This is a genomic window from Gordonibacter sp. RACS_AR49 (assembly GCF_030418435.1).
Taxonomy (GTDB): Bacteria; Actinomycetota; Coriobacteriia; order Coriobacteriales; family Eggerthellaceae; genus Gordonibacter; species Gordonibacter urolithinfaciens.
In genome coordinates this window covers 77,043-97,937 of sequence record NZ_JAIUDM010000009.1, presented here as the reverse complement: position 1 = coordinate 97,937, position 20,895 = coordinate 77,043, and the positions used below count along the sequence as shown (strand labels likewise).

Sequence of the window (20,895 nt, the reverse complement as noted above, 5' to 3'; positions counted from 1 at the left end):
GGCTTCCCGCGCGCCGGCTACTCGACCTGGGCGGCGTCCCCCAGCATCGGAGTACCGCCTTCCTTCCCTGCACGCGGGCGCGGCTCGGGAAGGTCGGGCGACAGGAGGCGCTTGTAGTACGAGCCCTTCGTGTAGAGCGCGGCTGCGGGGTTGTGCGCGAGCACGCGGTCCTTCACCACCAGGTAGGTCACGGGAGCTTCCGCATGCTTCATGAACAGCGTGTCGTGGCCCACGCACAGGCCCACGATCACGTTCAGGTCGCAGCCGGCTTCGTTCAAGATGCGCGCCTGCATGATAGGGTTGCACGTGGGTTCGAAGCAGCCGGGATGCACCTTCACGTCGTCAGCGATGCCCGCACGCTCCTTCGCCACGGCACCTACCTTGCAGGCCACGGCGCACACGTCTTCGAATCCCTTGGCGCGCAGGATGCGGGCGAACGCCTGGGCCTCGTCGATGAGCCCCATGCACGTGGCGATGCCGATCTTGCGCGCGCCGATGCGCCGGGCGAACACCATGACCTCCTCCACGCGCGTGAGCTGGCTGTAGAAGAGGCCCTCCACCTCGGCGGCTGCTTGGAAGATGCGCGCCGTCTCGGGATCGTCCCGGTAGAGGGCGGCCGCGTCTTCGAACTCCTCGTCGGGCGTGCGCTGCGTCAGGCAGAACGAGGGATAGGCCCGCGCGGCCCCCTCGGCGCTACGGTCGTCGCAAGCCCGCACGGCGCAGTTGGCGCAGCTGCGCGGATCGTCGTTTTCCATATGCTCCCTTTCCAGGCCTTCCGGCCCTGCGTTTGCGGTGCACCGGGGTGCGGCGCGCGTTGCCGAACGCGACGGGCCGAGCTTTTCCTTCCGCTACTGGTAGCGCAGCGACTCCACCGGGTCGAGCTTGGCGGCACGGCGGGCCGGGTAGTAGCCGAACACGACGCCGATGAGCACGCACACGGCCACGGCGCCGAACACCACGCCCGGCGCGAGCACCGGCGTGACGGTCATGCCCGCCTGCACCGCCCCGATCACCTGGCCCAAGCCCCACGCGGCCAAGAAGCCGAACACGATGCCGAACGCGCCGCCGGCCACGCACAGCATGATGGCCTCGAGCAAGAACTGCTTCGTGATGTCGCGACGACGCGCGCCGAGCGACTTGCGCAGGCCTATCTCGCGTATGCGCTCGGTGACGTTCGTCAGCATCATGTTCATGATGCCGATGCCGCCCACGAACAGTGAGATAGACGCCACCGAGCCCATGAGCAGCGAAAACGACGTCATCATGGTTTCCATCTGCTTGATGACAGCATCGAGCGACTGCACGTACACGTTTTCGGGCTCGAGGTTGAAGTACTGCGCCACGTACACCTTCGTCGTCTCCACGAGGCGGTCCATGTCGGTACCCTCGTGCGCGAAGCCGACGATTTGCTGGATGCCGCCCGAGTTGCCCATTCGCGTTTCCACCGTGGTGTAGGGCACGTACAGCTGAGCGCCGCCCATGAACGTGGACGACTCCAGCACGCCGATTACCGTGTAGTCGTCGTTGCCCAGGTGGATGGACGAGCCGACTGCCTGCGCGTCGGCGCTGCCGAAGAACTGCATGATGGAATTCGCGTCGATGACGGCGAACCTCGCCGCGCCGTCGTCCTCGGCGTCGGTGAAAAAACGCCCCTCCTTGAGCTTCATACCCATCACCTTGAAATACTCGGAGCGGGCGCCGATAACGGTTGCATAGTTCGCCTGGCCGTCGGCGCCGGTGATCTCGGCCGACGAATACGCTGCGCCGGTGATGGCCTCGTACTCCGGCATGCCGCGTTCCAGCTTGTCCAGATCGTCGAACGTGATGCCGTTCGGCGAATAGGCGTTGATAGACACCTGACGCGCCTGCTCGAAGCCCATCTCGCCCATGAGCGTGTTCTGGATTCCCGCGATGAGCGAGGTCATGGCAATGACAGCCGCAATACCGATAACGATGCCGAGGATGGTGAGCAGCGAGCGGCCTTTGTTCGCGGACAGCGCGTGCCATGTTTCGTAGAACAGGTCGGAGAGCTTCATGGCCGCACCTCTTCCCCACTGCCTGCGCCGGGCTCGTGGTACACGCCACCGGTGCTGTGTACACCGTCGAAAAGCCGCCCGTCGCGGATGTGCACCACGCGGTCGGCATGGGCGGCTACGTCGGGCTCGTGCGTGATGAGCACGATGGTCTTGCCCGCATCCCGGAGGCGTTTGAACGTGTTCAGCACCATGTCGCCCGTGGCGGTGTCGAGGTTGCCCGTGGGCTCGTCGGCCAGGATGAGCGCCGGATCGTTCACGAGGGCGCGCGCGATGGCGACGCGCTGCATCTGGCCTCCCGACAGCTCGTTGCTGCGGTGGTCGTACAGCCGCTCGTCGAGCGACACGCTGCGCAGCGCCGCATGGGCGCGCAGCTCGCGCTCCTTGCGCGGGCAGGCCGTGTAGATGAGCGGCAGCACCACATTGCGCAGCACGGTGGCGCGCGGCAGCAGGTTGAACGACTGGAACACGAAGCCGAGGCGCGTGGCGCGGATCTCGGCGAGCTCGTCGTCGCGGTAGTCGGCCACGTCGACGCCCTCGAGCAGGTAGCGCCCGCGCGTGGGCGTGTCGAGACAGCCCAGCAGGTTCATGAGCGTGGACTTGCCCGAACCCGACGGGCCCATGATGGCGAGGAACTCGCCCTGCGCCACCGTCAGCGACACGCCGCGCAGGGCGTGCGTGTAGCCCGAAGCGCTCTCGTAGATGCGGTGCAGGTCGACGGCTTCAACCACGTTGGCCATGGCGCTACCCCACCATGACGCTGCCGGCGGAGTCGGCCGCGGCCATGCCGCCGGCCTCCATGCCCATGTCGCCCGGCGCGCCGCCCGCGCCTCCGCTCACGACCACCTCGTCGCCGGCCTTCACCTGGCCCTTCACGACGGACGTGAGACCGTCCGACGCGACGACCTCCACCTCGCGCATGTCCATCTCCTGCGTCTCGGGGTCGGTGAGCACCATCACGAAGCTGCCGCCCGCGCCGTCGGACTGCACGGCCGAGATGGGCACCATGAGCGCGTTGTCGATGGTGGTCGTGGTGATGGTGGCCTTGGCGGTCATGCCGGGCTTGAGGCGCGGGTCGGGCTCGGCGATGAGCAGTTTCACCGCGTACGTGACGGCGCCGCCCATGCCGCCGTACATGGCACCGCCCGACGGGTCGCCGGAGCCGGCCGACGTGGTGGCGATGCTCACCACGGTGGCGGGCAGCGTGAGGTCGGGGGCGGCGGTGAACGTGACTTCGGCGGTCTGGTCGGCGCTGATCTTGAGGATGTCGATCTCGTTCACGTTGATGGAGACGGTCATCTGCGACAGGTCGGCGATCTGCACGGGCGAGGTCGCGGCGCTCGCCGTGGCCCCGAGCGCCTTGCCGGGCTCGATGTTCACCGCGACGACGCTGCCGGCGATGGAGGCGGTCACCGTGCGCTTGGCGGCGCGCGCGACGGCCTCGTCGTAAGCGCTCTGCGCGTTCTGCAGCGCGAGGTTCGCGTTGCTCAAGGCGAGTTCGGCCGACCTGATGGCGGAATCCGCGCTGGACTCGTCGAAGGACGCCTGCTCGCCGGCGAACGACCCGGCCGCCGCTCCCCCGGCCTCCTTGGCGGCCTCCGCGGCTGCTTGCGCTTGGGCTTGCGCGTTCGCGGCCGCCTGCTGGCCGGCGGACTTGGCGTGGTAGGCGTCGTTCACGGCGTTCTGGGCTTGGGCCACGCCGTTCCTGGCCTCCTCGATCCCCTGGGCCGCCTGGTTCACCGCTTTGTCCAATTCGTCGTTGACCACGGTGAACAGCGTCTGGCCCTCTTCCACCGCATCGCCTTCGGCCACGAGCACCTCGCCCACGATGCCGTCCACCTCGGGCGTGGCGCTCACCGACGCGACGGGTTGCAGGTTGCCGGAGGCCGACACCGTCTCGACGAAGGTGCCCTGCTCCACGAAGCCGGTCTGCGGGGCCATGTTCTGCAACGCCTTGGCCGCCTGGTCGGCCGTGTACCACGCGAACGCGCCGCCCGCGACGGCGAGCACCGCCACGGTCGATGCGACGCCGATGATGATCTTGCGCTTGCGCTGCTTCTTGCGCTTCGCCTTGAGGTCGTTGAACGCCCGCATGTCGGCGAGCGCCTCGGCGTCGACCAGGTCCGCGGGACCCAACGGATCGGTTGAGCCGGGGACGTTGGCATGCGGGATGCCGGCGAGCGCGGCGGTCGCGCCGGGGGCCGCCTGCGGCGCAGGCCCGGCGGCGGGCATCGCGGGGGCGGCGGGCGCCGCAGGAACGATGCGCGCGGAGGCGTCCTCGCCCGCCGCTGCACCGATGGGATGCGCAGACACCGGCGCCGTCGCCCCGCCGTCGCTCCAGGATGCGCGCTCGTCCGCGCCGTCTCCCCGCCGGTTGCGTCGCAGTGCCATCATGAACCTCCCGTGTGAAGAAGCGATCAGTCCCCAAGGCATCGAGCGTAAGCCTCTCCGTTCCAGCATAGGGTGCGGAAGAGGAAAAGGGAAGCCGAATTGGGCGGGTATGCACCGAGCCGTCGAAACCACATATTCCTCAAACTGCGGTTGAGGCGAGCGGGCGGGCGACCCTTTGCGCGGCCGCGGGCAATGCGATACCCTAGCAGGAAAAGGCGCGGGGCGCGGGCGGAAGGACGGCGGCATGGGCGATTTCTCGGAGCGGGTGTTCGCGGTGGTGCGGCAGGTGCCGCACGGCAAAGTGGCATCGTACGGGCAGGTGGCGCGCCTGATAGGCGCTCCGCGGTCGGCCCGCTACGTGGGCTACGCGCTGCACGCGAACCCCGACCCGGACGCCGAGGTGAACCACATCCCCTGCCATCGCATCGTGTTCAAGGACGGGGGCCTGTGCCGCGGCTACGCCTTCGGCGGCCCCGACGTGCAGCGCGAGATGCTGGAAGAGGAGGGCGTCACGTTCTCCGACGACGAGCACGTGGACATGGTCGCCTGCCAATGGGACGGCCGGCTGGACGCCGACGAGGGCGACGGGAGCGTGCCCCTGGCGCCTCCTCCCGACTTCGACTGGGAACGCGAGCTGGGCGACTGACGGAGCAGGCACCGCGCCGATTGGGCCCGCCGGCGTGACGCGCGGGCGTCGACGGCACGCGGGCGGGAACGCGCGACGCGCGCCCTCGAGCGCGGCAGGCGAACGGGAGCGCCCGGAACGGACGCTCCGCGAAAGGAGCGGCATGGAGCAGGGCAAGGTGCAGGTGTACACGGGCGACGGCAAGGGCAAGACCACGGCCGCCGCCGGGCTGGCCCTGCGCGCGGCGGGCGAGGGCCTGCGCGTGTACTTCGGGCAGTTCATGAAGCACGGCGAGACCGGCGAGGTCAGCGCGTTCAGGGCGATGCCCCTGCCGGGCGCGCTGGTGACGACCGAGCAGTTCGGCACGGGCGACGAGCTGTCCGCCCCCGACCCGCTGCGCGACGCGCAGGCGGCCTGCGACGGCCTAGCCCGCGCAATCAAGGCCATGAACAGCGGAAACTACGATGTCGTGGTCCTCGACGAGGCGAACGTGGCCGATTCGCTCGGCTACTTCGAACCGGGCGCCCTGCTGGACGCCATCCGCGAGAAGCCCGAGGGGGTCGAGCTCGTCATCACGGGCCGCGGCGCCAGCGACGAGGTCATGGCCGCAGCCGACCTCGTGACCGAGATGCGCGAGGTGAGGCATTATTACCGCGACGGCGTTCCCGCGCGGCGCGGCATCGAGTTCTAGCGGGCGACGTCGCCCGCCACCGCCTGGGCCACGCGCAAGCCATCGCAGGCGGCGCTCATGATGCCGCCGGCATAGCCGGCACCCTCGCCGCAGGGATAGAGGCCGCTGCCGCAGGACACGCCGGCAGCGGCCGGGCGCGGGCCGGCGGCCGCATCGCCGGCCGTGCGCCGGGCGCTTGCAGCCCCGCCGCCGTCGCGTTGCGCAGCCGCGGCCCCGCTGCCCGCCATCACGGCCTGCAGACCCTCGTCGCGCACGATGCGCACGGGGCTGGAGCTGCGCGTCTCCACGCCGGTCATGACGGCGTCGGCATCGGCGAAGCCGTGCATCCTTGCGTCGAGAAGCGGCAGCGCCTCGGCCAGCGCGTCGGCCACGAACGGCGGCAGGCAGTCCCGCAGGTCGCACCACGCCACGCCACGCGCGTACGTGGGGCGCACCGCGGCGCTCGGACCGCCCGCACGGCCGGCCAGGAAGTCGCCCACCGTCTGCGCGGGGGCCTGGTACGGCGCGCCGCCGGCCGCCACGGCCGCCTCGTAGGCCGCCCGCTCCATGCGGCGCTGCAGCTCCACGCCCGCCAGCGGGTGGTCGCTCCCGAAGTCCTCCGGCCCCACGCCCACCAGCAGCGCGCTGTTCGCGTTCTCGCCGTCGCGCGCGAAGCGGCTCATGCCGTTCACCACCACGCCGCCCGCCTCGCTGGCCGCGCACACCACCTGCCCGCCCGGGCACATGCAGAACGTGTACACGCCTCGGCCCTCGCCGCCTGTGCCGCCGCCGCGGCTCCTGCCGAAGCCGCCGGCGGACCCTGCGTCCTCGCCCCCTCGCGCGGGCAGGTGCACCGCCAGCTTGTAGTCGGCCGCGCCGAGCGCCGGGTGCGCGGCGGCCGCTCCGTACTGGGCCTCGTCCACGGAGCGCTGGAGGTGCTCGATGCGCACGCCCACCGAGAACGGCTTCTGCTCCAGCGCCAAGCCCGCCTCGTGCACGAGCTCGAACGTGTCGCGCGCGGAGTGCCCGCATGCCAGCACGACGCGCCGCGCCGGCATGTGCTCTGTGCGGCCCGTGCGCACGTCCCGCGCCTCCGCCTCGACAAGCGCGCCGTCCTCGAACCGCAGGCCCGCGAGCTGCGCGTTGAACCGCACCTCGCCGCCCGCCGCGATTATCTGGCCGCGCAGCCGCCGCACCACGTCAACCAGCAGGTCGGTCCCGATGTGGGGCTTTGCCTGCCAGAGTATCTCCTCGGGCGCGCCTGCGTCCACGAACCACCGTAGCACGTGCGGCGCGAGCGGGTTCTTGATGTTCGTGGTGAGCTTGCCGTCCGAGAACGTGCCGGCCCCGCCCTCGCCGAACTGGATGTTCGTGTGCGGGTCCAGGTCGCCGCCCGCATCGAACGCGGCCACGGCGGCCAAGCGCTCGTCCACGTCGCCGCCGCGCTCCAGCACGAGCGGTCGCAGCCCGGCCCGCGCCAGGTAGAGCGCGCAGAACAGCCCCGCCGGCCCCGCTCCCACCACCACCGGGCGCGGCTCCGCCCCGGCGGCGGCCCCCGCGCGCGGCACCGCGAGCGGCTCGTAGGGGACGCGGCGCTTGACGTGCGTGCCCTTCGCGGCGCCCGCCCCACCGCGGGCCTGCGCCGCCGCGAGCGCACGGTCCTCGGCCGCCGCGTCCGCCAGCTCCACGCCAAGGGCGGCCACGAAGTGCACGTCGCGCTTCTTGCGCGCGTCCACGCTGCGCTTGAGCACGCGCACCGCCGCCACCTCGGTCGCCGGCACGCCCAGCGCCTGGGCCGCCGCCTCGCGCACGAGCCGTTCGCCCGCCGCACCCGGCAGCCCTGCGTCGAGCGGCAGCCTCATGTTGGACACCTCGAGCATGCGCTACCCCCTATCGTCCCTCGCCCTGCGCCACGTCATCGGGGCCCATCAGCCGCGTGGCGGCAGCGCGCCCTGCCAGGATGCCGCTCGCCCAGGCCCAATGCAGGTTGTAGCCGCCGCAGGGGGCATCGACGTCCAGCGCCTCGCCGACCACGTGCAGCCCGGGCACGGCGCGGGCCTCCAGCGTGCGCGGGTCGAACGCGGCCACGTCCGCGCCGCCGCGCCGCACCTGGCATTGGCGCTCGTCGCCTATGCCGCGCACCTCCAGCGGGAACGTCTTGAGCGCGGCGGCCAGCGCCGGCACATCGCACTTGGCGAGGGGCGCCCCGGGCGCAAGCCCCGCCTCCTCCAGCACGGCGCGCGCCACCGCCGGCAGCAGCATGCCGCGCAGGAACGCCTCGCGCGAAAGCGGGCGGCCGTCGGCCGAAAGGCGCCTGCGGCGCGCATGCAGGAAACCCGCGCAGTCTTCTTCGGGCATCTGCGGCAGCAGGTCCACGAGCAGCCGATCGCCCGGCTCGGCAAAGCGCGACAGGTTGAACACCGCGATGCCCGACACGCCGTAGTCGCGGAACAGCAGCTCGCCCGTCTCGCGCGCCTTAGGCGCGCCGTCGGGCCCCGCAAGCGTCACGGCGCAGCGCACGCGCAGGTTGTTCAGGTGCCTCACCACGTCGGTGGCGGTGCGAAGCGGCCCGAGCACCGGGCGCGCGGCGGCAAAGCCGATGCCCTCCGGCAGCAGCTCGCGCGCCGTCCGGCCGCCGGTGGCAAGCACCACGGCGTCGGCATGCCCCACCGTCCCGTCGGCAAAGCGGATGTGAAAGCGACCGCCCGGATGATCGGGCACGTCAAGCCGCACGGCGCGCCGCCCGCACGCCTCCCGCACGCCGAAGTCCGCCGCAGCCGCCCGCAGCACGTCGAGCACGCTCGTCGCCTTGTTGGCCAGCGGGTAGAGCCGCCCTTCGCCCTCCTCGCGCCACACGAGCCCCAGGTCGGCGAAGAACGCATGCACCGGGTCCGAGCCGGCCGTCAACGCACCGAGCGCCGAGCCCACGAACGCCGCGTTGCGGTAGGCTCCTGCATCGATGCGCGCGTTCGAGAAGTTGCACCGCCCATTGCCCGTGGCCAGGATGGAGCGCCCCACCCGCTCGTCGGCCTCGTACACCGCCACGTCGCCGGGAACGCCGAGCATGCGCAGCTCGCGGGCAGCCGTCACGGCCGCCGCCAGCCCAGCCGCCCCGCCGCCAATGATCGCCAACCGGCCCATGAGTCCACCGCTTCCCTTCCTCGCTTCCTTCGCCCGCCATCATACCGCAACGCCGCAGCAGGAAGAACGCCGCTCACGCCCTCGCCACATGAGGCGCCGGCAGGAAGCAGCGCAGGGCCTCGGCGTTTCCGGCCGTCGGGGCACCGGTCTGCGCCGTTCCGCCCAGCAGGGCACCGTTTACGCCCAGCGGGCGAGCCTGGCCTCGTGCCAGCGGCCGAACACGCCGTACAGCCAGTGAAACAGCGCCGACGCCGCAACGGCGCAGACGGCGAGCAGCACGGCCATGGGCACGGTGAACGGCTCGATGCCGAACAGCCCGTGCAGCAGCGTGGCGCCCAGCACGGTGCCGCCCACCACCACGACCAGAAGCGCGGTGCGGATGGGCGTGAACGGCACAGACAGCCGGATGATGAGCATGACGCCCACCCAGGCCGTGAGCAGCACGCACAGCGTTGACACCTGGCCGTAGTCCAGGCCCAGCGCCAGGCGGCCCACCGCGTTCACGGCCAGCACGCCCAGCACCGCGCACACGGCGCCGGGGATGGACTTCACGATGACGTTCTCCAAAAAGCGGCCGCGTATGCGCTCCTTGTTGGGCTCGAGCGCCAGCACGAACGACGGGATGCCGATAGTGAACGCGCTGATGAGCGTCATCTGGATGGGCTGGAACGGGTACTGCCACGGCAGCAGCACGAACAGCACCGCCAGCGTCATGGACAAAAGCGTCTTCACCAAGAACAGCGACGCCGAGCGCTGGAGGTTGTTGATGGAGCGCCGCCCCTCGGCCACCACCTTCGGCATGCTGGCGAAGTCGTTGTCCACGAGCACGAGCTGGGCCACGTTGCGCGCCGCGTCCGAGCCGGCCGCCATGGCGACCGAGCAGTCAGCCTGCTTGAGGGCCAGCGTATCGTTCACGCCGTCGCCGGTCATGGCCACCACATGGCCCTGCTCCTGCAACGCCACGACGAACTGCTTCTTCTGCTCGGGCTTCACGCGGCCGAAAACGTGGTAGCGACGCAAGGCGTCGGCCACCTGCTCGGGAGTCTCGAGCGTCGTGGCGTCCACGTACTCTTCCGCGCCCTCGACGCCCACCTGGGCCGCAATGCCCGCCACCGTGCGCGGGTCGTCGCCGGAGATGACGTTCACGGAAACGCCCTGGTCCTTGAAATAGCCGATCGTCTGGGCAGCCGTGGCACGTATCTGGTCGTGGATGCACACGAACCCGAGCAGCGCCGGCGCGCCCACGATGGCGCCGTCGGCGTCGAAGCCCTCCACGCGCGCCACGGCGAGCACGCGCGCCGTGGCGGCCAGCTCGCCCGCCCGCTCCTCGAACGCGTCGAACGCGTCTCCCATCACGAACCTGCCGGCACCCATGACGTAGGCGCGGCCTTCGAAGGCCGCGCCCGACCACTTCTTATCGGAGGAGAACGGCACCGTGCGCATGGGCGCGAGCGGGCGCACGGCGGGGCGCGCAGCATAGTACGCGGCGACGGCCTGCGCCGTCTCGTTCGGGTCGTCGTCCGCCGCGGCGAGCGAGGCCAGCGCCACGTCGAGTTCGGCCGCGTATCCGGCACTCCGCGGTGAGGCGGGAACCGTCTCCACGCCGCCGCCTCCCGACGCCGCCATGCCCGCCGAGGCACCCCCGGACGCGCCATCGCCCGGAGCATCGTCCGCGCCCGCCCTCTTCACCCCAGCATCCGCCACACCCGCGCCTGCAACCGGCACCACGGCCGCCACCTCCATGGCCCCCGTGGTGATGGTGCCCGTCTTGTCCAGGCAGAGCGTGTCCACGCGCGCAAGCGTCTCGATGCAGTAGAGCTGCTGCACCAGCACCTTGCTCTTGGCCAGGCGCACCACGGCCACCGCCAGCACCGTGGACGTGAGCAGGATGAGCCCCTCGGGGATCATGCCCACGAGCGCCGCCACCGTTGACAGGATGGCCTGGTTCAGCGCCACCTCCTCGCCGCTGAAGAACATGCGCGCGAACAGCAACGCTCCCACGGGGAAGATGACGCAGCTCACGAACTTGATGATGCCGTTCAAGCTGTTCATGATCTCGGAGTTGACCTTCTTGTGCTGCTTGGCCTCGGCGCTGATCTTCGCCGCGTAGTTCTCGTGGCCCACGTGCACCACCCGGGCGCACACGGTGCCGGCATTCACGAACGAGCCGCTCATGAGCTCGGCGCCGGAAGCTTTCTTTATGAGGTTGCTCTCGCCGGTGAGCAGGCTCTCGTTCACGTCGGCCTCGCCGGATACCACCACGGCGTCGGCCGGCACCTGGTCACCGCGGCCGAGCACCACCACGTCGTCGCGCACGATGTCATGCAACGCCACCTGGGTGCGCGCGCCGTCGCGGATGACCGTGGCGTGCGAGCCCGCCACGATGCTCAAACGGTCGGTGGTGATCTTCGAGCGGATCTCCTGCACGATGCCTATCACGACATTGCACACGATGACGATCATGAACAGCATGTTCTTGTACGAACCGGTGAGCAGCACGAACGCCGCCAAGATCACGTTGATGGCGTTGAACAGCGTGCAGACGTTCTCCCGCACGATCTGGCCCACGGAGCGCGTCTTCACGTCCACGTCGGCGTTCACGTCGCCGCGCGCCATGCGCTCGGCCACCTCCGCGGCGGTCAGTCCCCAGGGTTCGTCGGCCATGTTCTGCTCCTGCTTTCTTGCTCGTCCAGCAGCCGGCCCGTTCGGGAAGCCGCCCGCCTGCTTGCGCCCATTCTACGGCACCTCCACGCGAAACGGCCTCCGCTTCGCTGGGAAGGGAGGCCGTTCACGCGAAACCCTCAAACGCCTGCGGCGCCTGCCGGAAGCAGGGGCGCCCGCAGATGCGCCCGACTGGCAGGGGCGCACGTTGCGCCGTGGGCCGGCAACCGCCCTCGCCGACGAGGCTGGCCGGCTGCCACGCTCTCGGGCACCAGGCTCCCGCGCCCCGCAGGCGCAGCTACCCCGAGCCCTCGCCGCGTCGCGCGCCGCCTATGCCTGCTTCTTCACCTGCGCAGACAGGTACAGGCAGACGGCGATGATCACCAGGCTGGCGAGCGACCACGGGTTGAACGAGCCCTGCGCGATGGACATGCCCAGGCTCACGAGCCCCAGCACGAGCCCTATGATGCACAGCACGAAGAACGGCCCCACCTTGCGCGGGTTCTTGGCGCCGCGCAGGCCCAGCAAGCCGATGATCAGATCGATGACGCCGCCGGCGATGGTGCCGGCGCCCAGCGCCGCGGCCATGACGTTGGCCGCCTGCGCGGTGCCGTCCACATCGACGGTCTCGCCGACCAGAAACGAGCCGCCCGCCATCATGAAGACGCCGAAGGCCGCCATGGCCACGGCATAGATGATAAGGAGGACGGAAACGACCTTCAAGGCCTTCTGAGAACCGGACATGCTGGACTTCCTTTCCGAAACGCGAGTAGGGTTCCCTGTCCCGGAATGGCACGACGGCCGGCCGGGGGGCAGGGCGCGCGACGTCCCCTCTCGGCCGGCGCGCTGCAAAGCGCTTCGATTATAAGATGAGGGAGGACGACCGCTCGCCCTCCCTCCGTGATTCAGCATATCATTGAACGTGCCGGCCCGACGGCCCGCGACCTGCGCCGCAGGCTACTTCGATTCCAGCACGGGGATGGGCGTCTCGTCCACCTCGTCCAGGTTCTTGTCCCACACGTAATGCTTCGTCTCCCGGGCGATCAGGCCCGACAGCATGAGCACCACGATGATGTTAGGCACTGCCATGAGCGCGTTCGTGATGTCCGAGATGGTCCACACCAAGTCGCCGATGCCGATGGCGCCCAGGAACGCCACGACGACATAGAGCACCTGGTAGGGGCGCACGGCATGCTTGCCGAACAGGTACGCGGCGCAACGGTTGCCGTAGTACGACCAACCGAGGATCGTGGAGTACGCGAACAGGATCATGCCGATCACCAGGATGGGCGTGCCCACGTAGGGAATGGACGCGAAGGCGGCGCTCGTCAGGTCGGCGCCGGCTTTGATCTGCCCGGACTCCAGGATGCCGGGATTCGCGATGAGCGTGGACACCAGCACGATGCCCGTGAGCGCGCAGATGACCACGGTGTCCCAGAACGTGCCGGTCATGGACACGAGCGCCTGGCGCGCCGGGTTGCGCGTGGAGGCCGCCGAGGCCACGATGGGCGCCGAGCCCAGGCCCGACTCGTTGGAGAACAGGCCGCGCGCGCAGCCGAACTGCAGGGCCATCATGATGCCGCTGCCCACCGCGCCCCCGAACGCTGCCTTCGGCGTGAAGGCGCACTCGAAGATGAGGCAGATGGCGGGCCATACGTACTCCCAGTTCATGCCGATGATGACGATGCAACCCCACGCGTAGGCGATGGCCATGAAAGGCACGAGCTTCTCGCACACCTTCGAGATGACCTTCACGCCGCCGAAGATGACGATGGACACCATGATGACGATGGCCAGGCCGATGCCCCATGCGGGGATGCCCGGGAAGTTCGACGTGATGATGCCCGTCATGGCGCTGGACTGCACAGCCGAGCCGATGCCGAACGACGCGACGGTGGCGAACAGCGCGAACGCGCCGGCGCCCAGCAGGCCCCACCACGGCGTCTTGCCGTCCTTCTCGAAGGCGCGGCGCCACGCGTACATCGCGCCGCCGAGCATGTTGCCGTTGTGGTCCTTCACGCGGTACTTCACCGCGGCGAACGTCTCGGAGTACTTCGTGGCCATGCCGAACACGCCGGTGAGCCACATCCACAGCACGGCGCCGGGCCCGCCCGCCAGGATGGCGGTGGCCACGCCCACGATGTTGCCCGTGCCGATGGTGGCCGACAGCGCCGTGCACAGCGCGCCGAACTGGCTGATGTCGCCCGGGGCGTCCGGGTCCTTCGTCACCGACAGCTTGATGGCCGTGGGCAGCTTGCGCTGGATGAAGCCCGTGCGGAACGTCAGGAACAGGTGCGACCCCAGAAGGATCACGATCATCGGCGGACCCCACACGAACGCGTCGATGTCGGTGATGAGCTGGACGATGTCCATTGGCAACCTCTTTTCTGCTGGTGAATCCCCCTCGCGCAGTGCCGTTGCCGAAACAGATTCCGTCTCCGGGAAGCCCTGGCAATTCGATGAAGCCGTTTCGGCACGGGCGCTTTCGCGCACTAAAACGGTTGGATTATAGGTGCAGGATCCGGCAGAACGCGCCGGAAACGGCGAAATTCCCAGCGAGCGGAGCCCCGCCGCCCGGCCGCGGCCGACGCGCAGGTGCGGGGAGCGGCAAAGCCCCTCGCGGACACGCCCGGCACCACGGCGTTCAGAAGGCCACGAGCATGACCTCGATGCCGTTGCGCTTGAACAGCGGCTTCATGTATTCCGGGTCGCGCAGCTCGGGCAGCACCTGCTGCAACGCGAAGAACACATCGGCCGAGGGCGCGCGGCTTGCATCCTCGAGCGTGTAGATGGCCCGCTCCGATATCCGCATCCCCGTCTTCTCCTCCACCGCGTCGGAGAGCGCCCGCCCCCGCGTGTATCCGTTCGCCAACCGGGCCGCCTTCAGCAGCACCCCGTACGCCTCCCAATCGATCACGCCGTCTTCCCGAGGCATCTTCTCCGCCCTTTCATTGCACTATCGTGCGAATACGTGTTAGTATCATTTTTGCATTATAGTGCAACTTTGGCGCTTGCCATGGGGAAAAGGGCGTGATAGTATGAGTTCACTTAAAAATGAACTAAAGAATGGATCGGGAAGGAGGCTCATCAAGCGTCGACTGGATGACGGCGTATTCTATTATGTCCTATCCGACGGAAGCGGCACGAGCAGCTTTCTTGACGATTGGCTGAACGACCCACGATCGAGGGGCAAGGCGAAGCGCCTCCTCTCGACGGTGCAGAAAATCACGACAAACGGGCTCGAATGGGCAACGGCCGCCAGGCGCATCCGCCGCATCTCGCCGGAGCTGTACGAGATCAAGAACTTTTCCGGAGCGGCCAGGGTTATGGCGCATATCCGCACGGTTGAGGCAATCGTGATACTCCGGCCGTTTCAAGGGCACAGTGGAACCGGGAGCGTTCCGACCACTCTTATTGCAAGCGCAACCCGGCAACAGCGCCTTGTCGTCGAGTTGCTTGAACAGGAGGAATACGATGGCGATTGAGGAACGCGACGATCGCGCCTTCATGCGGGACTTCCACACGCCGGGCACGCGCGCCTATGACCATGCGCTCGACATCAGCGTCATGATCTGGGAGCTCATGCAGGAGCAGGGGCTCTCGAAGACCGAGCTGGCGCGCCGTATGGGCATATCGAAGTCGCACCTGTCCAACCTGCTGAACACCCAGCCGAACATGACGCTGGAGACCATCGCGAAGTTCGAGCTGGCGCTCGGCGTGGAGTTTAAGTTCAGCTTCGTCCCGGCCCCCGCCCCCCTTGCCGAGGCAGCCGTGGAGGACGCCCCGGCATCGAAGCGCGCATAACCGCCGGCATGCGGGGCGGGTGCCGCTACTTGCTCTCCACGACGGGGATGGGGTCCTCGTCCACCTCGTCGAGGCAGCCGTCGTAGACGTAATGGCGGGTGCCGCGGGCCACGAGGCCTGACAGCAGCAGGATGGCCACGATGTTCGGGATGGCCATGAGCGCGTTGCCGATGTCCGAGACCGTCCACATGACATCGCCCACGCCGATGGCCCCCAAGAACGCCACGGCCACGTACAGCACCTGGTACGGCCTGATGGCGCGCTTGCCAAACAGGTACGTGACGCAGCGGTTGCCGTAGTACGACCAGCCCAGGATCGTGGAGTACGAGAACGCCACCATGCCCAGCACCAGGATGGGCGTGCCGATGTAGGGGATCTTCGAGAACGCGGCGCTGGCCAGCTCGGCGCCCGAGAACAGCGTGGGGTTCGCCAGGACGTCGGCCTGGATGCCGGGGTTCGCTATCATGGTGGACACGAGCACGATGCCCGTGAGCGCGCAGATGACCACGGTGGACCAGAACGTGCCGGTCATGGCGATGAGCGCCTGCTCGGCCGGGTTGCGCGTCTTCGCGGCGGCCGCGATGATGGGCGCCGAGCCCAGGCCCGACTCGTTGGAGAACAGGCCGCGCGCGCAGCCGAACTGCAGCGCCATCATGATGCCGCTGCCCACCGCGCCCCCGAAGGCCGCCTTGCCCGTGAACGCGCACTGGAAGATGAGCACCACGGCCTCCCCCACCACCGGGGCGTTGAGCGCCAAGATGACCAGGCAGCCGCCCGCGTACGCCACGGCCATGACGGGCACCAGCTTCTCGCACACGTTCGAGATGGTGCGCACGCCGCCGAAGATCACCACCGACACCAGCACGACGATGCCGATGCCGATGGCCCAGGCGGGCACCGGCACGCTCGACGCGATGATGCCCGTCATGGCGGACGCCTGCACGGCCGACCCCGTGCCGATGGTGGCCACGGTGGCGAACGCGGCGAATGCCACGGCGCCCAGCTTCGCCCACCAGGGGGTGCGGCCGTCCTCCTTCTTGAACGCGCGTTCCCACACGTACATGGCGCCGCCGAGCATGTTGCCGGCATGGTCGCGCACGCGGTACTTCACCGAGGCGTACACCTCCACGTACTTCGTGGCGATGCCGAACACGCCGGTGATCCACATCCAGAACACCGCGCCCGGCCCGCCCGCCAAGATGGCGGTGGCCACGCCCACGATGGAGCCCGTGCCGATGGTGGCCGCCAGCGCCGTGGCCAGCGCGCCGAAGTTGGAGATGTCGCCCTTGCCCTGGGGGTCCTTGCGGAACGACAGGCGGATGGCCTGCGGCAGCTTGCGCTGGATGAAGCCCGTCTTGAACGTGAGGAAGACATGCGTGCCCAGAAGGAGCACGATCATGGCCGGCCCCCAGACGAACGCGTCGATGCTGTTCAGTATTTCAAGCATACGGGGCGGTATTGTACCCGATCGGCGGGCACCGAGCGCAAAACTGTAGCCGACGCACACATATGGGAAGCCTCATGCCGGCGTGCCCGCGGTTGCCGACCACTTCGACGTTTCTGTCCGGTCTTTCAGGCGCGCTGGTTGCGCGGGGCCGTCGGGGCCGCTACAATGGGCCGCGATGGATTCTGTTTCAGGGCGAGGTGAAATTCCTCACTGGCGGTAATCGGACAGCCGGCGCAAGCCGCGCCAAGCCGAGAGTCCGCGACCCTGCGACGGCGCACGCCGGCCCCGGCCGAGCGCGCCCGGGCAGGCTGACACCGGTGAGATTCCGGGACCAACGGTTAAAGTCCGGATGGAAGAGGCAGATATCGCGTCGGCTGCGACCGTTTTGCCGTAAAGGCCGGCCGCGTCCTTGCGAATCACAAGCCCGTATGGCAGGAGTGGAATTCATACGGGCTTGCTTCTTCTCTGCGAGGCGGGAGGCGGACCCGAACAGCCGACGCCCCGCGGAAAGAAGGTCGATCATGGCCGAGAAGGCGCGCAGCGCGCAGAACCTCGAATTCACGAATACGAACAAGTGGGATACCCGCCAGCTGGTGACGATGGCCCTCATGTGCGCTATCGCGGCGTTGCTGTCGTTCATCCAGATCCCGCTCATCCCCGGCGTCACGTTCCTCACCTACGACCCCTCGCTCATGCCGGCCATGGTGTGCGGCTTCGCCTTCGGGCCCGGCGCGGGCATCGCCGTGGGCGCCGTGGCGGCCATCATCCACGGGCTCATCCTGGGAGAATGGGTGGGCTCGCTCATGAACATCGTGGCCACGCTGTGCTTCGTTTGGCCGGCAGCCGCCCTCTACCGTCGTAAGCGCACCTTCAAGCGGGGCGCGATCGGCCTGGCTGCGAGCGTGCTGGTGGCCACGGTGGGCGCCATCGCGGCGAACCTGACCATCGGCGTGCTGTTCTGGTACGGCAGCGTGGACGTCATCCTGCCCATGCTGCTGCCCGCCATCGTCCCGTTCAACCTGGTGAAGGGCACGGTGAACGCCGTGCTCACGCTCATCGTGTACAAGGCCGTCTCCAACCTGATAACACCGAAGAAGTCGCAGGTCAAAGGACATTAGGTCGCACCGTCAACCCGGCCCCCCCACGGCACCCAACCGGCCCGTAGGGTCGCAGTAAGGAAGCATATGATTCACTGCACCGACATCGAGTTCACCTACGACGGCGAGCGCTTGGCGCTGGCCGGGGTCGACCTGCACGTCGCGCCCGGCGAGTTCGTCTGCATCCTGGGCGGCAACGGCAGCGGCAAGAGCACCCTGGCGAAGCACCTGAACGCGCTTTTGCTGCCCGACCGGGGCACCGTGACCGTCGATGGCTACGACACGGCCGAGCCGCGCGACGTCTACCGCATACGCTCCACGGCGGGCATGGTGTTCCAGAACCCCGACGACCAGCTGGTGGCCTCCCTCGTGGAAGATGACGTGGCGTTCGGCCCCGAGAACCTGGGCGTGGAAACGGCCGAGCTGGCCCAGCGCGTGCGCGACGCGCTCAAGCAGGTGGGCCTCGTGGGCTTCGAGAAGCACGAGACGAACGCCCTGTCCGGAGGCCAGAAGCAGCGCGTGGCCATCGCGGGGGTGCTCGGCATGCAGCCGAAGATCCTCATACTGGACGAGGCGTCGGCCATGCTCGACCCGCGGGGCCGCAAGGGCCTCATGCGCGTATGCCGCGAGCTGAACGGGCGCGGCATGACGGTGGTCATGATCACCCACTTCATGGAAGAGGCCGCCGCGGCCGACCGCGTGGTGGTGCTCGACCGCGGCAAGGTGGCGTGCAACGGCGCGCCAAACGACGTGCTCGTGCGCACCGACGTGCTGGCCGGTTTGAACCTGGAGGTCCCCTTCGCCTGCGACCTGTCGCTCAAGCTGCGGAAAGCGGGCGTGGACGTGCCCGTGTGCGTGGAGGAGGCACCGCTCGTAGATGCCGTCGCCGCCGCACTGCGCGAGGGCCGCCTAACGAAAGGACCCGCGGGCCCTGAGGCGGGCCCAGAGAGCGGGGACGGGGCACCGAACGACGACGCCCTCGGTGCCGCCGAAGAACCCGGGGCAGCGCGTCCCCGGGCCACACTCCAAGACGACGGAGAAGAGCGCCCGCAGCACTCCGGCCGAAACGGCAAGGGCGCGGGCGCCATCGTAGCGTTCGAGAACGTCTCTTTCACCTACAACCCCGCCAAGGGCAAGCGCAAGCGCGCCGGCAAGGGGAAGGGCCCTCGGGGGCCGCATCCGGACTGGGGCAACGACCCGGACGCCGTATGGGCGCTGCGCGACGTGAGCTTCGCCATCGCGCCGGGCGAGTTCTTCGGCATCGCCGGGCACACGGGCTCCGGCAAGTCCACCCTCATCCAGCACATGAACGGCATCCTGCATCCCACATGCGGGCGCGTGCTGGTGGAGGGCCGCGACGTGGCCGACAAGGCGCAGGCCGCCAGCGTGCGCGCCGACGTGGGCGTGGTGTTCCAGTACCCCGAGCACCAGCTGTTCGCCGACACCGTCTACCACGACGTGGCGTTCGGGCCGCGCAACCTGAAGCTCTCCGACGAGGAGGTGGACGCCCGCGTGCGCGAGTCGCTCGCGCTCGTGAACCTGGACTTCGACGAGATCGGGGACGTGAGCCCCTTCGAGCTGTCGGGCGGCCAGCAGCGCCGCGTGGCGTTCGCGGGCGTGCTGGCCATGCGGCCGCGCATCCTCGTGCTCGACGAGCCCGTGGCCGGCCTGGACCCGGCAGCGCGGCGCGACTTCCTGGCGCTCATCGCCGGCCTGCACGCCCAGGGCCGCACCGTGGTCATGATCTCGCACAGCATGGACGACCTGGCCGCGCTGTGCGACCGGGTACTCGTGCTGAACGAGGGCCGCACGTTCGAGGTGGGCACCCCCGGCGACGTGTTCCTGCGCGCCGGCGAGCTCAACGACATCGGGCTCGGCATCCCCGCTGCGCAGCGCGTGGCCAACGCCCTGCGCGAGCGGGGCCTGCCCCTACCCGAGGGCATCCTGTTCGACAGCGCCTCGCTGGCCGCCGCGCTGTCCGGGATCGCCGGCAAGGACGCGTGCGGGGGCGCTGCCGACGACGTGTGGTCCGGCGGATCCGCCGACGGGAACGCAGGCGGGCGATCCGACGAGGGCGCCGGGCTGGCGGGCGATACGACGCAGGCGCGCCCCCGCGGGGCAGGCGGCGCACGATGAACGTGTTCTCCTTCGGCAGCTACTACCCCGGCGAGAGCCCGCTGCACCGCCTGGACCCGCGCGCGAAGCTGCTTTTGGGCTGCGCCTTCATCGTCATCGCGCTCTGCGCCCGCAACGTGGCCGCGCTCGGGGCGGTGGCGGTGTTCGTGGCGGCGCTCTACCTGGCCTCGCGCATCCCGCTCGGCTACGCGGCACGATCGCTCGCGCCGCTGCTGTTCATTGTGGTGGTGGCGTCGCTTCTGAACCTCTTCGTGAACCAGGAGGGCGCTGTGCTCGTGGAGTGGGCGTTCGTCCGCATCACCGCAGGAGGCGTGGGCGCGTGCCTGTTCATCGCCGCGCGTCTCGTGCTCATCCTGCTGGGCATGAGCCTCATCACCATGACCACCCCCACCCTCGACCTGACCGAGGCGCTGGAGAAGCTGCTGTCGCCTTTCGCCCGCTTCGGGCTTCCTGCTCACGAGCTGGGCATGATCATGGGCATCGCCCTGCGGTTCCTGCCGCAGTTCGCCACCGAGCTCGTGACCGTCTACCACGCCCAGATCAGCCGCGGAGCCGGACTGGACAGCAGCCCCGTGCGCGGCATGCGCATGCTCTCTTCGCTCATGATACCCCTGTTCACCAGCGCGTTCCGCCATGCGGAAACGCTCTCGGCCGCCATGGACGCACGGTGCTACCACGGCGGCGAGGGGCGGACCCGCCTGCACCCGCTCAAGCTGTCCGCCCGCGACGGCGTGGCCGCCGGGATACTGGCGGCGCTGGCCGTGTGCGTGGGCTTGGCGAACATGCTGCTCTGACCGCCGCCGCTTCCGCGGCTCGGCCCCTCCCTGATCGCCCCCAGACCCCCCCCCGCAACCGACCGAACAACCACGATACCGAAGACCGTGCCGGGC

At 69.3% G+C, this 20,895-nt stretch carries 18 protein-coding genes and 1 riboswitch; of the genes, 7 read left to right on the top strand and 11 right to left on the bottom strand.

Translation table 11 applies throughout. The annotated features are described in order from the left end of the window. Positions 1–17: 17 nt before the first annotated feature. The 4 genes from LB310_RS13060 to LB310_RS13045 form a co-directional block, all read right to left on the bottom strand. Positions 18–755, bottom strand: coding sequence for a DUF1847 domain-containing protein (locus LB310_RS13060; RefSeq protein WP_278807207.1), 738 nt, complete (start codon positions 753–755; stop codon positions 18–20). Between the two features lie 93 nt (positions 756–848). Next, the gene (locus LB310_RS13055; protein WP_278807206.1) at positions 849–2,036 is read right to left on the bottom strand and encodes an ABC transporter permease; all 1,188 of its coding nucleotides are present in this window, start codon (positions 2,034–2,036) and stop codon (positions 849–851) included. Beyond that, positions 2,033–2,773 carry an ABC transporter ATP-binding protein gene (locus LB310_RS13050; RefSeq protein WP_278807204.1) on the bottom strand — a complete coding sequence of 247 codons (741 nt, stop codon included), beginning with the start codon at positions 2,771–2,773 and terminating at the stop codon, positions 2,033–2,035. The genes LB310_RS13055 and LB310_RS13050 overlap by 4 nt, the downstream gene beginning before the upstream one ends. A 4-nt stretch (positions 2,774–2,777) precedes the next feature. Continuing rightward, positions 2,778–4,427: an efflux RND transporter periplasmic adaptor subunit gene (locus tag LB310_RS13045; RefSeq protein WP_278807203.1), complete on the bottom strand. Its 1,650-nt coding sequence runs from the start codon at positions 4,425–4,427 to the stop codon at positions 2,778–2,780. Between the two features lie 241 nt (positions 4,428–4,668). Between LB310_RS13045 and LB310_RS13040 the strand changes: the two genes are divergently transcribed. Then, a complete protein-coding gene (locus tag LB310_RS13040; RefSeq protein WP_278807202.1) occupies positions 4,669–5,070 on the top strand; it encodes an MGMT family protein in 402 nt (133 codons plus the stop codon). A 142-nt stretch (positions 5,071–5,212) separates the two neighbouring features. Then, the gene (locus tag LB310_RS13035; protein WP_278807200.1) at positions 5,213–5,740 is read left to right on the top strand and encodes a cob(I)yrinic acid a,c-diamide adenosyltransferase; all 528 of its coding nucleotides are present in this window, start codon (positions 5,213–5,215) and stop codon (positions 5,738–5,740) included. Here LB310_RS13035 and LB310_RS13030 read toward each other — a convergent pair. The 6 genes from LB310_RS13030 to LB310_RS13005 all read right to left on the bottom strand — a co-directional run bounded on the left by LB310_RS13030 (position 5,737) and on the right by LB310_RS13005 (position 14,456). Then, entirely contained in the window at positions 5,737–7,599 is a 1,863-nt protein-coding gene (locus tag LB310_RS13030) for an NAD(P)/FAD-dependent oxidoreductase (RefSeq protein WP_278807198.1), read from the bottom strand. The genes LB310_RS13035 and LB310_RS13030 overlap by 4 nt on opposite strands. 10 nt (positions 7,600–7,609) lie before the next feature. Further along, entirely contained in the window at positions 7,610–8,860 is a 1,251-nt protein-coding gene (locus tag LB310_RS13025) for an aminoacetone oxidase family FAD-binding enzyme (protein ID WP_278807197.1), read from the bottom strand. Positions 8,861–9,037: 177 nt separating this feature from the next. Next, a complete protein-coding gene (locus LB310_RS13020; protein WP_278807195.1) occupies positions 9,038–11,524 on the bottom strand; it encodes an HAD-IC family P-type ATPase in 2,487 nt (828 codons plus the stop codon). A 327-nt stretch (positions 11,525–11,851) separates the two neighbouring features. Next, entirely contained in the window at positions 11,852–12,265 is a 414-nt protein-coding gene (locus LB310_RS13015) for a hypothetical protein (protein ID WP_301155161.1), read from the bottom strand. Between the two features lie 213 nt (positions 12,266–12,478). Then, the gene (locus LB310_RS13010) at positions 12,479–13,894 is read right to left on the bottom strand and encodes a sodium:alanine symporter family protein (RefSeq protein WP_278807191.1); all 1,416 of its coding nucleotides are present in this window, start codon (positions 13,892–13,894) and stop codon (positions 12,479–12,481) included. 271 nt (positions 13,895–14,165) lie between these two features. Next, on the bottom strand, positions 14,166–14,456 hold the full coding sequence (locus tag LB310_RS13005) for a hypothetical protein (RefSeq protein WP_087191295.1): 291 nt from the start codon (positions 14,454–14,456) through the stop codon (positions 14,166–14,168). Between the two features lie 103 nt (positions 14,457–14,559). Between LB310_RS13005 and LB310_RS13000 the strand changes: the two genes are divergently transcribed. Both LB310_RS13000 and LB310_RS12995 read left to right on the top strand, forming a co-directional pair. Continuing rightward, positions 14,560–15,006: a hypothetical protein gene (locus LB310_RS13000; RefSeq protein ID WP_087191296.1), complete on the top strand. Its 447-nt coding sequence runs from the start codon at positions 14,560–14,562 to the stop codon at positions 15,004–15,006. Then, on the top strand, positions 14,996–15,325 hold the full coding sequence (locus LB310_RS12995) for a helix-turn-helix transcriptional regulator (protein WP_087191297.1): 330 nt from the start codon (positions 14,996–14,998) through the stop codon (positions 15,323–15,325). Before LB310_RS13000 ends, LB310_RS12995 begins: the two co-directional genes overlap by 11 nt. Positions 15,326–15,350: 25 nt before the next feature. Here the strand turns inward: LB310_RS12995 and LB310_RS12990 are convergent, their stop codons facing one another. Then, positions 15,351–16,772: a sodium:alanine symporter family protein gene (locus tag LB310_RS12990; protein WP_278807186.1), complete on the bottom strand. Its 1,422-nt coding sequence runs from the start codon at positions 16,770–16,772 to the stop codon at positions 15,351–15,353. Positions 16,773–16,951: 179 nt separating this feature from the next. Then, positions 16,952–17,137: riboswitch (FMN riboswitch) on the top strand. Between the two features lie 156 nt (positions 17,138–17,293). Here LB310_RS12990 and LB310_RS12985 point away from each other — a divergent pair. The 3 genes from LB310_RS12985 to LB310_RS12975 all read left to right on the top strand — a co-directional run bounded on the left by LB310_RS12985 (position 17,294) and on the right by LB310_RS12975 (position 20,799). Further along, positions 17,294–17,890 (top strand): ECF transporter S component, encoded by a 597-nt coding sequence (locus tag LB310_RS12985; protein WP_278807185.1) that lies wholly within the window; start codon positions 17,294–17,296, stop codon positions 17,888–17,890. Positions 17,891–17,956: 66 nt separating this feature from the next. Next, positions 17,957–20,005, top strand: a complete 2,049-nt coding sequence (locus LB310_RS12980; protein ID WP_301155160.1) for an energy-coupling factor transporter ATPase — start codon at positions 17,957–17,959, stop codon at positions 20,003–20,005. Next, positions 20,002–20,799 carry an energy-coupling factor transporter transmembrane protein EcfT gene (locus tag LB310_RS12975; RefSeq protein WP_301155159.1) on the top strand — a complete coding sequence of 266 codons (798 nt, stop codon included), beginning with the start codon at positions 20,002–20,004 and terminating at the stop codon, positions 20,797–20,799. Before LB310_RS12980 ends, LB310_RS12975 begins: the two co-directional genes overlap by 4 nt. The last annotated feature ends 96 nt before the right edge of the window (positions 20,800–20,895 follow it).

Coding starts and splice junctions, on each gene's coding strand:
- LB310_RS13060 (WP_278807207.1), bottom strand. CDS start 755: ATGGAAAACGACGATCCGCGCAGCTGCGCCAACTGCGCCGTGCGGGCT.
- LB310_RS13055 (WP_278807206.1), bottom strand. CDS start 2,036: ATGAAGCTCTCCGACCTGTTCTACGAAACATGGCACGCGCTGTCCGCG.
- LB310_RS13050 (WP_278807204.1), bottom strand. CDS start 2,773: ATGGCCAACGTGGTTGAAGCCGTCGACCTGCACCGCATCTACGAGAGC.
- LB310_RS13045 (WP_278807203.1), bottom strand. CDS start 4,427: ATGATGGCACTGCGACGCAACCGGCGGGGAGACGGCGCGGACGAGCGC.
- LB310_RS13040 (WP_278807202.1), top strand. CDS start 4,669: ATGGGCGATTTCTCGGAGCGGGTGTTCGCGGTGGTGCGGCAGGTGCCG.
- LB310_RS13035 (WP_278807200.1), top strand. CDS start 5,213: ATGGAGCAGGGCAAGGTGCAGGTGTACACGGGCGACGGCAAGGGCAAG.
- LB310_RS13030 (WP_278807198.1), bottom strand. CDS start 7,599: ATGCTCGAGGTGTCCAACATGAGGCTGCCGCTCGACGCAGGGCTGCCG.
- LB310_RS13025 (WP_278807197.1), bottom strand. CDS start 8,860: ATGGGCCGGTTGGCGATCATTGGCGGCGGGGCGGCTGGGCTGGCGGCG.
- LB310_RS13020 (WP_278807195.1), bottom strand. CDS start 11,524: ATGGCCGACGAACCCTGGGGACTGACCGCCGCGGAGGTGGCCGAGCGC.
- LB310_RS13015 (WP_301155161.1), bottom strand. CDS start 12,265: ATGTCCGGTTCTCAGAAGGCCTTGAAGGTCGTTTCCGTCCTCCTTATC.
- LB310_RS13010 (WP_278807191.1), bottom strand. CDS start 13,894: ATGGACATCGTCCAGCTCATCACCGACATCGACGCGTTCGTGTGGGGT.
- LB310_RS13005 (WP_087191295.1), bottom strand. CDS start 14,456: ATGCCTCGGGAAGACGGCGTGATCGATTGGGAGGCGTACGGGGTGCTG.
- LB310_RS13000 (WP_087191296.1), top strand. CDS start 14,560: ATGAGTTCACTTAAAAATGAACTAAAGAATGGATCGGGAAGGAGGCTC.
- LB310_RS12995 (WP_087191297.1), top strand. CDS start 14,996: ATGGCGATTGAGGAACGCGACGATCGCGCCTTCATGCGGGACTTCCAC.
- LB310_RS12990 (WP_278807186.1), bottom strand. CDS start 16,772: ATGCTTGAAATACTGAACAGCATCGACGCGTTCGTCTGGGGGCCGGCC.
- LB310_RS12985 (WP_278807185.1), top strand. CDS start 17,294: ATGGCCGAGAAGGCGCGCAGCGCGCAGAACCTCGAATTCACGAATACG.
- LB310_RS12980 (WP_301155160.1), top strand. CDS start 17,957: ATGATTCACTGCACCGACATCGAGTTCACCTACGACGGCGAGCGCTTG.
- LB310_RS12975 (WP_301155159.1), top strand. CDS start 20,002: ATGAACGTGTTCTCCTTCGGCAGCTACTACCCCGGCGAGAGCCCGCTG.